14 protein-coding genes and 2 tRNA genes are annotated in these 14,254 nt (G+C 32.7%); 11 read left to right on the top strand and 5 right to left on the bottom strand.

Annotated elements, in window-relative coordinates; all coding sequences use genetic code 11:
* Window positions 1-17: 17 nt before the first annotated feature.
* The 8 genes from EAH81_RS03255 (at window position 18) to EAH81_RS03220 (ending at window position 9,684) form a co-directional block, all read left to right on the top strand.
* Complete coding sequence (locus EAH81_RS03255; protein ID WP_140503704.1) at window positions 18-737, top strand: DUF6515 family protein; 720 nt, start codon at window positions 18-20, stop codon at window positions 735-737.
* 254 nt (window positions 738-991) lie between these two features.
* Window positions 992-1,570, top strand: a complete 579-nt coding sequence (locus tag EAH81_RS03250; protein ID WP_140503701.1) for a DUF4136 domain-containing protein — start codon at window positions 992-994, stop codon at window positions 1,568-1,570.
* Window positions 1,571-1,706: 136 nt separating this feature from the next.
* Window positions 1,707-2,903 (top strand): helix-turn-helix domain-containing protein, encoded by a 1,197-nt coding sequence (locus EAH81_RS03245; protein WP_140503699.1) that lies wholly within the window; start codon window positions 1,707-1,709, stop codon window positions 2,901-2,903.
* Between the two features lie 52 nt (window positions 2,904-2,955).
* Complete coding sequence (locus EAH81_RS03240) at window positions 2,956-3,927, top strand: transporter (RefSeq protein ID WP_140503697.1); 972 nt, start codon at window positions 2,956-2,958, stop codon at window positions 3,925-3,927.
* A 69-nt stretch (window positions 3,928-3,996) separates the two neighbouring features.
* Window positions 3,997-5,175 carry a BamA/TamA family outer membrane protein gene (locus EAH81_RS03235; protein WP_140503695.1) on the top strand — a complete coding sequence of 393 codons (1,179 nt, stop codon included), beginning with the start codon at window positions 3,997-3,999 and terminating at the stop codon, window positions 5,173-5,175.
* 227 nt (window positions 5,176-5,402) lie between these two features.
* Window positions 5,403-6,599, top strand: a complete 1,197-nt coding sequence (locus EAH81_RS03230) for an aminopeptidase C (RefSeq protein WP_140503693.1) — start codon at window positions 5,403-5,405, stop codon at window positions 6,597-6,599.
* A gap of 326 nt (window positions 6,600-6,925) precedes the next feature.
* Window positions 6,926-9,022: a DEAD/DEAH box helicase gene (locus EAH81_RS03225; RefSeq protein WP_140503691.1), complete on the top strand. Its 2,097-nt coding sequence runs from the start codon at window positions 6,926-6,928 to the stop codon at window positions 9,020-9,022.
* On the top strand, window positions 9,019-9,684 hold the full coding sequence (locus EAH81_RS03220; RefSeq protein WP_140503688.1) for a DUF2290 domain-containing protein: 666 nt from the start codon (window positions 9,019-9,021) through the stop codon (window positions 9,682-9,684). The genes EAH81_RS03225 and EAH81_RS03220 overlap by 4 nt, the downstream gene beginning before the upstream one ends.
* A gap of 8 nt (window positions 9,685-9,692) precedes the next feature.
* Here the strand turns inward: EAH81_RS03220 and EAH81_RS03215 are convergent, their stop codons facing one another.
* Window positions 9,693-10,088 (bottom strand): helix-turn-helix domain-containing protein, encoded by a 396-nt coding sequence (locus tag EAH81_RS03215; RefSeq protein WP_140503686.1) that lies wholly within the window; start codon window positions 10,086-10,088, stop codon window positions 9,693-9,695.
* A 277-nt stretch (window positions 10,089-10,365) separates the two neighbouring features.
* Here EAH81_RS03215 and EAH81_RS03210 point away from each other — a divergent pair, with 277 nt between their 5' ends.
* Window positions 10,366-11,064, top strand: a complete 699-nt coding sequence (locus EAH81_RS03210) for a hypothetical protein (RefSeq protein WP_140503684.1) — start codon at window positions 10,366-10,368, stop codon at window positions 11,062-11,064.
* Between the two features lie 121 nt (window positions 11,065-11,185).
* Here EAH81_RS03210 and EAH81_RS03205 read toward each other — a convergent pair whose 3' ends face one another.
* The 4 genes from EAH81_RS03205 to rseP form a co-directional block, all read right to left on the bottom strand.
* Entirely contained in the window at window positions 11,186-11,467 is a 282-nt protein-coding gene (locus EAH81_RS03205; protein ID WP_140503682.1) for a GIY-YIG nuclease family protein, read from the bottom strand.
* A 60-nt stretch (window positions 11,468-11,527) separates the two neighbouring features.
* Window positions 11,528-11,601: transfer RNA gene (locus EAH81_RS03200), tRNA-Asn, on the bottom strand.
* Between the two features lie 38 nt (window positions 11,602-11,639).
* A tRNA-Asn gene (locus EAH81_RS03195) sits at window positions 11,640-11,713 on the bottom strand.
* A gap of 85 nt (window positions 11,714-11,798) precedes the next feature.
* Entirely contained in the window at window positions 11,799-13,139 is a 1,341-nt protein-coding gene (gene rseP / locus EAH81_RS03190) for an RIP metalloprotease RseP (protein WP_140503680.1), read from the bottom strand.
* A 345-nt stretch (window positions 13,140-13,484) separates the two neighbouring features.
* On the opposite strand from rseP, the gene EAH81_RS03185 reads away from it, so the two are divergent.
* Together EAH81_RS03185 and EAH81_RS03180 are read left to right on the top strand one after the other, a co-directional pair.
* Complete coding sequence (locus tag EAH81_RS03185) at window positions 13,485-13,805, top strand: hypothetical protein (RefSeq protein ID WP_140503678.1); 321 nt, start codon at window positions 13,485-13,487, stop codon at window positions 13,803-13,805.
* A gap of 63 nt (window positions 13,806-13,868) precedes the next feature.
* Window positions 13,869-14,006 carry a class IIb bacteriocin, lactobin A/cerein 7B family gene (locus EAH81_RS03180; RefSeq protein ID WP_241676499.1) on the top strand — a complete coding sequence of 46 codons (138 nt, stop codon included), beginning with the start codon at window positions 13,869-13,871 and terminating at the stop codon, window positions 14,004-14,006.
* Window positions 14,007-14,254 lie beyond the last annotated feature (248 nt).

Genomic DNA, 14,254 nt, shown 5'->3' with positions numbered 1-14,254 from the left:
TAATAAACTCCATAGTTATGAAATCATATCCAGCTAAAAATAAAATCTCAATCATAATTATTGCATTTTTTGCATTATTACTTATGATTCCGGAAGAGGCAGCAGCACAGCGTTTTGGTCATTTTGCACCACGTCCTATGCCAATACGCCCTATGCCGGCACCACGCCCATTACCACCGCCACGTCCTTTGCCACCGCCGGGACCAAGACCAATTCCACCACATCCTTATCCATATGTAAGACCATATCCGGTACCATTTCATCCTTATCCGGTGCCATTTCCATATGCATATCATCCGTTCGTACCTTATGTTTGGGGACCAACATGGTATCCTGTAGGTTTCTTTCTGGCAACACTAACTACTGCAGCTATCGTTATATCAGTAGAAAACACGAATTACAATTATGATGATGGCGTGTATTATGTTAAAGAATCCAGCGGATATAAAGTTGTACCTGCGCCACTTGGAGCAACAATATCAAGTTTGCCAAGCGGATATAGTACAATTACTGTTTCGGGAACGGAATATTATTATTACGGAGGAACTTATTATGCTAAAGATACCAGTAAATATAAAGTAGTAAATGCACCTGTTGGAGCAGTTGTAACACATCTTCCGGAAGGAGCTGAAGAAAAAACCATAGACGATCAAAAATACATGATTTATAACAATGTCTACTATCAGCCAATTTCTAAAGACGGACAAGATAGTTATGTTGTTGTTCAGGGAAAATAAATTTCAAAAACGGACTCAGAATGGTTTGTATTCACCAAAAGAAACGATTTTGACAATAAGTAAGAATTTTATCCACTTTACAATGTTAATTAAATAAAATAATATATCTTTGAGTGTGCGGTAAGGTATTGTAATATAAGGCATTGCAATAAATTAACAGTTGTTTAATGTTATTTACTATTCTGATAACACACATTCAAGATTTTAATGATTTCAAGTTAAACAAATTTAATTATTAATTTAAATACCACAAAATGAACATTAAAAGAAAGAATCTTCGTATTATCCCATTATTAATTTTGGGTTTATTTTATAGCTGTTCTCCAACTGTAAAAGTGACAACTGACTACGATCATGCTGCAAATTTTAGCGAATATAAAACTTTTGCGGTTTATGATTTAAAAGCGCAGGAAGGTCAGGTTAATCAACTAAATGTCGATCGCGTAACAAAAGCAATACGAAATGAAATGATTGCCAAAGGATTTACAGAATCAAGTAATCCGGATCTAAAAGTAAATGCAGTATCTATCTTAAAAAATAAAACACAAGTATCTGCAAACACTGATTTTTACGGATATGGAGGAATGTATCGCCCGTATGGATATTGGGGTGGCGGTGCTATGATGGGTGGTGCAAATACAACCGTTAATACTTATGATTATGTCGATGGATCTCTAATCATTGATATCGTATCTACAAAAACACAAAAACTAATCTGGCAAGGAATCGGGAATGCTCAAATTGACAGCAAACCAGATAATCCGGAAGAGTTTGTTAACAGCTCAATCACTAAAATTTTGGCTGGATTCCCTCCGGGATTGGCAAAAAAATAGCTTATAACTTCTTAATTAACGATGCTATACTTATCAATCCCCCGATAAGTATAGTATTAATGAGTTGGTCATCAATTCTTTTTAAATCTATTTTAAAAAGAGAAAGGAATATTTAAACAAATCAAGCTTAAAACTCATGATCGATATAGTACTTTCACTTTTCTTTTTTATAACGACAATAGTTGGTTTTGCCACATCGTTTATGGTTCTTTTTTCAAAGAAAAATTATTCAAAAAGTTTCTTTCTGGGATTGTTTTTGTTCAGTCTTGCCATTGTGGGTATATATAATTTTTACTTATCGGCGACTGTTTTTAAAAGTTTTCCGGATCTGTTTATGATCACAAAATCTTTTATCTTTTTGGTAGCACCTTCTGCTTTCTTGTATGTTCGAAGCATTTTATTTTCAGACAGAATATTTAGAAAATATGACTGGTTACATTTTTTACCCTTTATGGTATATTTTAGTTTAACCGTATTTGTTTGGGCAGGAAATGCGCTGGGTTTTGAAGAAGTACATTCTGTTTCCGTTAGAATAAGCAGTCCTTTTTCAATGTTAAGTCTGACGGTTTGGCTCTTTTATGCTTTTTGCCAGACGATGATGATTTTAAATTACGATTTAAGAAATTTTAAAGAAGATCATTTTAATAAAATAAAAATTTTAAGTTGGTTACGAGTATATAATTTGGTAGTCTTGTTTTTATTTTCGGCACTTTTTGTGCATTATTTTTTGGTTAATCAAGTAGATAGCATTGATTTCTCCTGTTATGTTTTAATTTCATCTGTACTTGTCTTTACAGTTGGATGGCTTTATTTTAAGCCTCAGCTTTTTTATGATACAGATGAGATAGAAGATAATTATGACTTTGCCGTTGACAATTTGGTAATAGTCAAAACGAGAGAAAGTAAAACAACATTACCAATTATAAAAGAATTAACAACAGAAAAAAAAGAAGAATATCTGGTAAAATTAGAAAGCATTTTTGTTTCAAAAGAGCTCTTTTTGAAAAAAGATTTGGTGATTCGGGATATATCTGATGAAACAGGAATATCAGTACATCATCTTTCCAATTTAATCAATTCAGAATTTAATCTTCATTTTCAGGATTATGTAAACCTAAAAAGAATTGGATATTTTAAAGAAAAGATAAACGATCCTGAATGGAAAGATTTATCACTGGAAGGTATGGCTTGGGGATCCGGATTTAAGTCCAGAACAACCTGTTTTAGAGCCTTTATAAAACATACCGGAAAATCTCCATCTGAATACTTCAAAGTAATTAGAATTAATCCTGAGAAAGCAAACACCTATTATCTTAAACCAACTCCAAACTAAAAAAGAGTTTAAAGCAACGGTATAATCGTATTTATTTTTTAAAATATAAACTATGAAAACAATATTTAATAGTCAAAGACAAACAACAAAATACATACTTGCCTTAACGCTTTTATTGGTTGGTTTGTCTGGTAATGCACAGCTTAAAGGAGGTCATATATTGGGTGCAATGGGATTACAATCCGGAACACAAACTCCCGAAAACACCTTAAGTGTGTATGTACCCGGATATTTTTACAATGCGTCGTCCCTAAGAAATGCCGATGGCGATAAATCAATAGCAAACGTTGATTTGAACATGTTTCTTACTGGTGTTGGAGCCACTTATGTAAGTGATTTTAAAATTTTAGGAGCCAATTATGGAGCCACTGCTTTGTTCACATTTGCCACAAATAGAATTGAAGGAAATTCGCTTGACTCAAAAAGTCCTTTTGCTTTATCTGATACTTATATTGTCCCGGTACAATTGGGATGGCACAATAAAAGAGCTGATTTTATTTTTAGCTATCAAATGTATTTACCAACAGGAAAATATACGCAAGGTGCATCTGACAATAGTGGTTTAGGAATGTTCATGAATGAATTTTCGGCAGGGACAACGGTGTATTTTAACGATAAAAAAACGATTCATTTTTCTGCTTTAGCTTCTTATGAAATAAACGGAAAAAAGAAAGATACAGATATTAAACCAGGAGATCTTTTGAGTATTGAAGGAGGTTTAGGAAAAACATTCTATATGATGGATGCTGCAAAAACGGCTCCAAAAGGAATCCTTAACGCTGGGTTAATTTATTATTTGCAATATAAAGTAACAAACGATCAAATTCCGGTTCCTGTATTTGGTAACATCGAAACGACCAAAGATCGAGTAGGCGGAATAGGAGCCGAGATTAATTACTATCATATTGGCTGTAGTACTTCGGCAGGATTTAGATGGATTGCTGAGGTTGAAGCCGTAAACAGATTTCAGGGAAATACATTTTTCTTAACGTTTGCCCATGTATTTAGTTTTAAGAAAAAATAATTGAAATGCATCCTGAGGCTATTTTTAGTTGATGTCTTTAAGAATACGGTAATTTCTAAAGTTGTTTAAATGGCAAATAAATATTCAGTTTCTACTATGAAAAGCACAACTCACTTGCTTAAAATTGGATTTGTAAATCTTTTTTTCTTTTTATCGTTTACTGCAATTGGACAAAAACAGCATATTAGTTTAAGAGATTCAATAGACGGCGCAATAGATTTAAGCGATTATATTATTTATGCACACGGTTTTATTGTAGTTCCAACAGTAATAACAGAACCGGCTTTAGGTGGAATTGGAGGCGCTGTTATACCTGTTTTTCTTAAAAAGCGTGCGCCGGTTATAGATGAAAACGGTAAAAAAAGATTCATAAATCCTGATATTACAGGAGGTGCAGGAATGTACACCGGAAATAACAGCTGGTTAGTGGGTGCATTTCGTGTGGCAACATTAGTAAAACCAAAAATATTATATCGCGTCATGGCGGGTTATGGCGATTTAAACTTGTCTTTTTATGAAAATTTGCCAAGCGGTAAAGACCAGGAATTTAAACTCAATTTTAGATCTTATTCGTTTTATACACAATGGCTAAAACAGTTTCGAAATGCAAAATGGAGTGCCGGTCCGCAATATCTTTTTTTAAATTCAGATATAAAACTGCCTACTGAAAATCTTCCGTCTTTTATAAAACCAAAAGACATTACAAGTACTGTAAGTCAGCTTGGAGGAGCGATTCAGTTTGATGGCCGGGATAATATTTTTACACCCGATAAAGGAATCCGATTACAATCTGATTTCTTTTGGTCAGATAAAGCGATAGGAAGTGATTATAATTCGTGGAGATTAAATCTATCCGCAATAGGATATCATCCTATAACGCCAAAATTAATCATGGGACTTCGATTTGAAGGCGAACAGGCTTTTGGGAATCCACCATTTTATATGCTGCCGGGAATCAATTTAAGAGGTATTCCGATGGGACGTTATCAGGGAAAAACAAGTTTGGTAACCGAAGTCGAATTTCGATGGGATTTATACCGAAGATGGAGTTTAATGGGATATGCAGGAGGTGCAGATGCATTTAATGACTGGAGTAAGGCATTTGATAAACCATTAGAATACAGTTACGGAACCGGATTTAGGTATTTACTGGCGCGAAAATTCAAACTCCGTATGGGAATCGATGTCGCAAAAGGTCCTGAAGACTGGGCTTATTACGTAGTTTTTGGCAGTAACTGGCTGCGATAATACAATAAATAGTATTAAATATATAAAGAAATTGGTTAGTTAGTTTTTTCTGTATAAAGCCCCAATAGCATTGTTTATAGGGGCTTTATGTGTTTATGGAAGGTTGTTGTTTTAAACATTAAGAAAACATTAACTGTTTTGCCTCACACAAATTATTTATTATTTAATTGTTTTGTAACAAAAAGGAAATTGCAACGACAAATTTATCAAATCATTAAATAATCATTATGTATACATTTTCATTCAAATCAGTACTTGCGGCTTCTGTGTTTTTTGTTGGAGCAACAGGCTGTTTTGCACAAGACATTTTAGTTAACTCACTAAAATTGAATGCAAGCGAAAAAAGTAAAGAAGCTTTTAAATTCACAGAGCAAATCAATCTGGGAACAACTTCTGTAAAAACACAAGGATCTTCTGGAACTTGCTGGAGTTATTCGACAAATTCTTTTTTAGAGTCAGAAATGATTCGTTTAGGAAAACAACCGGTTGAATTATCTCAAATTTATTCAGCAAGAAATGTTTATGTTGAGAAAGGTGTAAATTATGTTCGTATGCACGGTGCAGTTACTCTTGGTGACGGAGGTGCTTTGCACGATGTAATTAATATGTATAAAAAATACGGAACTGTACCAAGAGAAGTTTACACAGGATTAAACTACGGAACAGACAAAAATAAATTTGGAGAAATGTCAGCTCTTATCGAAGCAGTTTTGACAGCTGTTGTAAAAAATCCAAATGGAGAATTGACTCCAAACTGGCAAAAAGCGTATGCTGCAGTTATCGATTCTTATTTAGGAAAAGTGCCTGAAAACTTTACCTACAAAGGAAAAAACTATACACCACAAACTTTTGCAAAAGAAGTAGTAGGAATCAATCCTGATGAGTATGTTGAGATGTCATCGTTTACAACTTCTCCATATTACCAAAAAACAACCATGATGGTGCCGGACAACTGGTCATTTGACCAGGTTTATAATGTAAAAGTAAATGACATGACTGATGTTATTGACAATGCATTGAAAAAAGGATATACTGTAGCGTGGGCAACTGACGTAAGTGAGAAAAGCTTTAGCTGGAAAAACGGAGTAGCATATGTACCAACAAAGAAATTTGATGATATGACTGCCGAAGAAAAAGCAGATATGTTCAACGGACCAAAAGCTGAACCGGAAATTACTCCGGAAATGCGTCAAACAGCGTTTGATAACTACACAACAACAGACGATCACGGAATGCACATTATTGGTCTTGCAAAAGATCAAACCGGAAAAGAATATTACATCGTAAAAAATTCCTGGGGAGAAACAAACGACTACAAAGGTTTCTTGTTTGTAACCAAAAATTTCGTAAAATATAAAACTACTGCCTTAATGGTAAACAAAGGCGGAATCCCAACAGATATCGCTAAGAAGTTAGGAGTTTAATCTTATTCTAGATTTTAAAAATAAATAGAAAAGCGCTGCAATGAGAATTGCGGCGCTTTTTTGGCTTATATACATGTAGTCCAAGATTTGAAATTTATATTTGAATTTTAAATTAATTATTACTTTTCTTTTAAAGAATATGCAAAAAACAAGAAAATTAATAAAAGGGATTAAATTGTCGTTTGTCTGTAAAAAATTAAATAAAAAGTTAAAACATCATGCGTAGATATCTTTTTGTTTCTACGATTTATTAACTTTTTAGGTTTACTATGAAAAGATTTTTTCAATTGATTATATTTGTTTTCCTTTTTTAATAATATAATTTAATGGTTGATATAAAACACGGACAATCAAGTAAAGCACCAGCTTCAACAGAAAGACTTGAGGCTTTTTTTAAATCTCAAACTGATTTAGAGGGAAAGCTTTATATTGGTTATCCTATCCTATATACTGGAGGCGAAAGTATTACACTTGATGCACTTTGGATATCAAATGAGTACGGTATTATTGCCTTTGATTTAGTTGAAGGTGCTCAAGTAGAGGACAGGTCAGAATATAGAGATGAGTTGTATTCTAAACTGTATTCTCTTTTACACCAATATAAACAATTAAATAGTGGAAGAAATTTACTTGTGAATATTGAAGTAATTACTTACGCACCTGCTTGTTCAAATGTTGATTTTGAGTTAACAGCAACTGATAATGAAAGTCTTTCGAGAACAATTAAAGAAAGAGATAATTGGGAGAATTCTGAGTTAGTTACTTCGGTAATATCCGTTTTACAATCTATCGTAAAAATTAAGACAAATAGTGATAGAAGATATGTTAAACAGGAAAATTCACGAGGCGCAATTATAAAACTTTTAGAAGAAACTATTGCAAATTTAGATAGTCAACAAGAATCAGCGATTATTGAGTATAAAGGTGGTATACAAAGGATAAGGGGGGTGGCAGGTTCAGGTAAAACCATTGTTTTAGCATTAAAGGCAGCATATTTACATGCGACAAATTCAGAACTTGATATCGTAGTTACGTTTAATACTAGAGCATTGAAAAATCAGTTTATAGATTTAATTGAATTGTTTTGTATTCAAAAGACAGGAAGAAAACCCAATTTTGCTAAAATTAGAATTATGCAAGCTTGGGGAAGTCCAAGTAGTCCAGGGGTGTATTATGAATTTTGTACTACAAATGGAGTGGTTTATCATGATTATAGAAGCACATCCGACAAAGAGCATCCTTTTGATGCAGCTTGCAAGGCGTCTTTTGGCGCTGTAAAACAAAAAAAAAATATAAAAGAACTATATGATGTAATGTTGGTAGATGAAGCTCAAGACTTGTCAGAGAATTTTTTGAATATGGCATACACCATGCTGAGAAAAGACGCTAAGGGAAAGAAGAATCTTATATATGCCTATGATGAGTTACAAAAACTTAGTGTTGGATATAGTTTAAGAAGCCCTAAATCAATGTTTGGTGTTGATGATATGAATGATATAATTCTAAAAAAATGCTATAGAAATTCAAGACCTTTATTGACAACTGCTCACGCATTAGGGTTTGGAATTTATAGAGATAAAGGCTTGGTTCAGTTTTTTGACCAACCAGAATTATGGGAAGATTTAGGATACCATACTCAATCTGGTTCGCTTAAAAAAGGGAAACATGTCGTTTTAAGTAGAAAAGATGAGGCTACCCATAAGTTTATTGAAGAGAGTGTTGCTATTGAAGATTTGATAATCTTTAGTTCTTTTGATAGTAAAAGGAAACAAGCCGAAAGAGTAGCGGAAGATATTATTAAAAACTTAACTAAGGATGAATTATTATATAATGATATAATAGTTATTAATCCAATTGCATTAACGACCAAATCAGAAGTAAGTATTATTAGGGAAATTTTGTTCAAGAAGGGATATAAGAGTCATATTACAGGTGCATCAAATTCTGATATTTTTTTCGAAACAAATTCTATCGCTTTTACAGGTATAAACAGAGCGAAAGGGAATGAAGTTCCTATGGTGTATATTATAAATGCAGATGAATGTTATTCACATCCTATTCTCGTTGATAGAGATTTGCAAAGAAGAAGAAATATTTTATTTACTGCTATGACGAGAAGTAAAGCGTGGGTAAGGGTATATGGCTGTGGTGCTAGAATGGATGCTTTAATTGGAGAATATGAAAAAGTAAAGTCTGAAAGTTTTGTTTTAGATTTTGTTTATCCATCTCAACAAGAAATCGATAATATGAACACAATACGACGTGATATCACAGAGGATGAACTTGTGTCTCATAAAAAAGAAGTTGAACTTTTAGAATTATTGCCAAGTATTTTGCAAAAGATTCAAAATGGGGAAACTAGCATTGATGATTATCCAAGTGATATGCAATCTATATTAAAAATGTTATCTAGTAATCGATGAATAAAACAGCAAAGGAGTATTTTAAATCTGTACATGGAATAACAAAAAAGTTAATTGCAGAAGGTTTTGCTGTCTCATATAACTTTCCATATCAAGCGCACGATTCAGTTAGTTGGTCTGGAAATAAAGACTTAGTTCATGTTTTAAAAGGTCAGCCATATAAGGATGTTTATTATAAATGTCTTGAAGAGGGGCAGTATAACTTTAAGCTCCTTGATCATGCACTTATTCAAATTTATTATAAATTTGAGGGTTCTTCTATTTCGTGTCATCGTCTAGCTTACATGCCTCATCCTGAATTTGAAAATCTTCAACAAAATCCGGAAGATTACGAAGATGTTCATTATGGTAATACACTTTTTAGTGAAATGTCTGACAAAATGATTATAACAACTCCTATGCGATTTGAATATGATATAGATAGTAGAAAACATGTTGAATTTGACCATCCGAAATCCCATTTAACTTTAGGAAATTATAAAAATTGTAGAATTGCAATCAATAAACCGATCTCTCCTAACAAGTTTATATTGTTTATTTTAAGAAGCTTTTATTTTGATAAGTTTAATCAACATTTTAAAAACGAAGATTTTGAATGCAAATTTATTGCTCAAGAAAGTATTTCAGTAAATGAAAAGAAGCACTTTCATTTTAGTCATTAGATTTATAATTATTTTCCTTTCAACAACTTCTCCAAATATTCCACTTTCTCTTTTTCAGCCAAAACCAAACGCTCATAAAGTTCTACAACTTTATCAAGAGGATTAAATGAGCATTGATGATTTACAGTTGGTCCAGCATTAATAACAGAGCCTTCGTAGTTATTTTGAATATTGTTCAAAATAGCTTCTTCGGAGAAATTCTTAATTCCTTCAACAGACACGCCTAAAACTTCAGCAATTGCCTTAAGTTTTTCTTCATCTATCGTTTCGCTGTTTTCAATAGCCGAAATAGCTTGTTGGTTCGTTCCTAAAGCTTGTGCCAAAGCTTCTTGCTTCATATCACGAAGTTCACGAATACGGCTTATTTTTCGCCCGATATGATTTGGTTTTATTACTGTGCTCATGATTCAAAGATATTTAAAATTCTTGAGAAATTAGGGTTATAGTATCATACAGGTTTGCTTCTGTAGGATACATTTTTTGATGTTTGCCGTGTGCAAAACAAAAATACAATTTTTCGTACAGAATAACAATTCAATCTTTTATAGAAAGGTTTAATAATAGTTTTAACTTAAAGAAAACCAGCACTTAAACGACTTTTACAGTCATTCACAGGCATTATAAAGTAAAGAAGAGAACATAAAGTACCTTTAATGTTGCAAACAACTTAATTAAGTCATTATGAAAACTTATACACTACTTTTTATTGAAATTGTATGTGTGTTTTCTTTTAACTGTATTGCTCAGCGTAGCAGCCCCAATCACGCTCCTGCCATTGCAGCAACTGGAAATGCACATTCGCAGTCCGCTAATACCTCAAATGGTGATGATCTTGTTATAGAGTCCTATTGTGTCGAAGAGACTATCAATATGACCTTTGGAAGAAGAGTAACCAAATATGAAGTATCAAAGCTAGACATGGTAAATACCTATGATCTGGGGCCAAATAATACCAGAATAGTAACTCCAATATACAGAAAACCAAAATTAAAAACAGTTGAGGTAGGTTTAAACTCAAAAACATTTGTTGATAGTACAGCCAAAGTTATCAAGCCGGTTAAAGTTGCGGTATTGGCTCCTTCAGAAAAGACAAAATATGTGAGTATTAATGTTGTTAGCGCCTATGAGAAAATTATCGATAAAGGCTATAAATCTGTAGATATGCTCAAAAAAGTTGCAGACAGATCTTACTTCGAGAATGATATGGAGACCGCAGCTAAATATTACGCACAGCTCATGGACGAAACAGGAGATTTAGATTCAATATATTATTATCGATATGCGCAGTCGTTAAAAGTGACAAATCAAACCGAGAAAGCAAATGAGATGATGATATTGTTCGAAAGTAAAAATTCGGCAAATCAATTGGCTAAGAAGTGAGTTTTTAAAATTAAGGCTTTAAAAACAAAAAAGACTATCATGAAAATGATAGTCTTTTTTTAAGCTCCCTCTCTTGGGCTCGAACCAACCCCGATAGCTATCGGGGCTCTGATTAACAGTTTTATTTGTATTTTTCTTTGAGTTTAAAAACTATATCAGGGTACTTAATTAGATTCTCAATATAAATTTTACTTTTCATTTTCTTAATATGTTTTTCAATGTCTAGGCCTTGAGTTTTGGTCTCACATCCTACTTTGAGAAATAATTTCCAATCTTGAGCATTGGCTGTAAATTTGTTCGATTCGGCATTTTTGTGAAATTCCATTCTAGTATCGAAATCGGATGTGAATCCAATGTAATATCGATTAAGTTTAGAGGAGTGAAGAATGTAAACAACGTACATAGATGTTAATTTTTGGGCAAAAAAAAATACCACTTACAATTGTAAGTGGTATTTAATAAGCTCCCTCTCTTGGGCTCGAACCAAGGACCCTCTGATTAACAGTCAGATGCTCTAACCAACTGAGCTAAGAAGGAATCACCTTAAAGGTAAATATGTTTGCTAAAAAAAGTTGCTCCCCCTCTTGGGCTCGAACCAAGGACCCTCTGATTAACAGTCAGATGCTCTAACCAACTGAGCTAAGGAGGAAGTTGTTGCTCTTTTTAGCGAGTGCAAATATAGAGGATTTTTTAGTTTCTCAAAAACATTTTTGCACTTTTTTTAAAATATTTTACTACTTGACAATTGCCTTATAAATATCGTTTCCGTTAGCGAACAAAAGTAACGCTATAAGTAGAACGAAACCAACCATTTGGGCATTTTCAAGGAATTTATCACTAGGTTTTCTTCCACTGATTATTTCGTATAATAAAAACATCACATGACCACCATCAAGAGCCGGAATTGGCAATAAATTCATAACTCCAAGCATAATTGACAATAAAGCAGTGATTGACCAGAAGGTTTCCCAACTCCATGAATTAGGAAAAATGTTAAAAATAGCCGCAAAACCACCAACTTGTTTGTAAGCTTTAGTCTCAGGATTAAAAATCATTTTAAGTTGTTTTCCGTAACCTACTAACTGATCTTTACCTTTTTCTAATCCAACCGGAATTGATTCAATAAAACTGTAGTTTTTAGTGCTGATTTTGTAGTATCCTAGCTTTTCTAATGATTTCATATCTAAACCACCAGCTACTACGCCTAAAGTACCTTTGTCAGAAACCTTAACCGTAATAGGCGTTTCTTTTAAATCACGTAAAACAACAGCAGGAATTGATTTTCCTTTATTATTACTTAAGATTGTTTTTGCTTCGTCAAAATATTTTACTTTTTCTCCGTTAAGGGAAAGAATCAAATCTTTAACTTTTAAATTTTGATTAGGAGATGCATCATCAACTTTTCCAATCGCAAAAGGTACGCGAATAGAAACTAATAAACCTTTTTCTTGTTTTGATAACTGATCAACAAAATCATTAGGTATATTGACCGTTTGTTGTTGACCGTTTCTTTCGATCAAAACTTGCTTAGCCATGATAATATTCATGTTTAAACTATTGTCGTAATTTTCAACTTTTTTTCCGTCGATAGATACAAGTTTATCACCCGTTTTAAAACCAGCTTTAAGCATCGCAGGATTTTCAACAAAGACACCATCTTTCAAATCAGCATTAGCAATGTACGTATCACCATAAGCAAACGCCATACCTATATATATAATAAATGCCAGAATAAAGTTTACCGTAACACCGCCAAGCATGATGATCAAACGTTGCCAGGCTGGTTTAGAACGAAATTCCCACGGTTGTGGAGGCAAAGCCATTTGTTCTTTGTCCATGCTTTCGTCGATCATTCCGGAAATTTTTACATAACCTCCAAGCGGTAACCATCCGATTCCGTATTCTGTTTCGCCAATTTTCTTTTTTAATAGAGAATATTTAACATCAAAAAATAAGTAAAATTTTTCGACTCTGGTTTTAAACAATTTTGCAGGGATAAAATGCCCTAATTCGTGAAGAATAATAAGTAAAGATAAACTCAATAGAAATTGAGAGAGTTTGATAACTATATCCATTTTGTATTTTTAGTTCGTATTTAACGCACAAAAGTAACGTTTCTATTTTAATTTGATAGCGCAATATAATACATAAGGTTTTAAATGTTTGTTAATAATCGTTCTTACTTCTTATCCATTAAAACAGACTTCGTATTTATTATGCAATAGTTAGTAACCAATTTGTTCTTAATGTTACAAAAATGCCTTATTCCAACACTCTTAAAACTTTTTAGAGCTGCTTTTTGCTCGTGTCCTGTATAATTTCAGCTTAAATTAAAAACGAGATTACTCGTAAATAATTAACAGTAATGTTTTTAATTTTTTGCAAATGATGTTGTTGTATTAATTTTTATCTTAAAAGCCATGAATTTTATTAAACAAATTGAAAGAATTAAAAAGATACACAAGTTAATAATTTCTGAAAAGACAGGTACACCAAGTGTTTTTGCAAAAAAGCTGTTCTTAAGCCGAAGTCAGCTTTATAACGAATTAGAAGTAATTAAAGAACTCGACGCACCCTTAAAATACTGTAAAAAGAGGGAAAGCTACTATTATGAAACTTCTTTTGAATTAATATTGAGTTTTTCTCTTACAACTATCAAAGATGATGAATCAAGAGAAATTTTTGGAGGTTCTAACTTCCGTCCAATTTTATTAGACGGAACTCTGGTAAGTTTGCTATAACAAAATAGTTCTCGAGAAAATGATTTGTTGAATTTATTAATTAACATTTTAAAAATTAAAACTATGGAATTAGCAATAGTGAATTTAGAAGATTTTGGTTTAGTAGAATTAAATGCTCAGGAAATCCAGGAAATTGAAGGAGGGATTATACCATTGGTAATTGCAGTTTTCCTATTATGGGGAACACATGCAGCGTATTAATAGCAGGAATTTTCTAGGAGCGAATGTACTATTTAGTGATTCGCTCCTTGTTTTACAGTAAAATATGATACAAATAATTCAAACTTTGTTGCTAATTCGTCTAAGGAAATTTCTTCCTCCGATGGATAAATTGGCTTTAATACTTTTTCTCTTCGGATATCTATTTTTGTTTTATTGCATGAATGAAAAGTTTCATGTCTTAAGAGATTATTCACTTTTATTCTCTCTCGATATATTTTTCTATCACT

The organism is Flavobacterium pectinovorum (assembly GCF_006438875.1).
GTDB classification, from domain to species: Bacteria; Bacteroidota; Bacteroidia; order Flavobacteriales; family Flavobacteriaceae; genus Flavobacterium; species Flavobacterium pectinovorum_A.
Note: the sequence above shows the minus strand (reverse complement) of the source record. Positions and strands in the feature narration are given on the sequence as shown.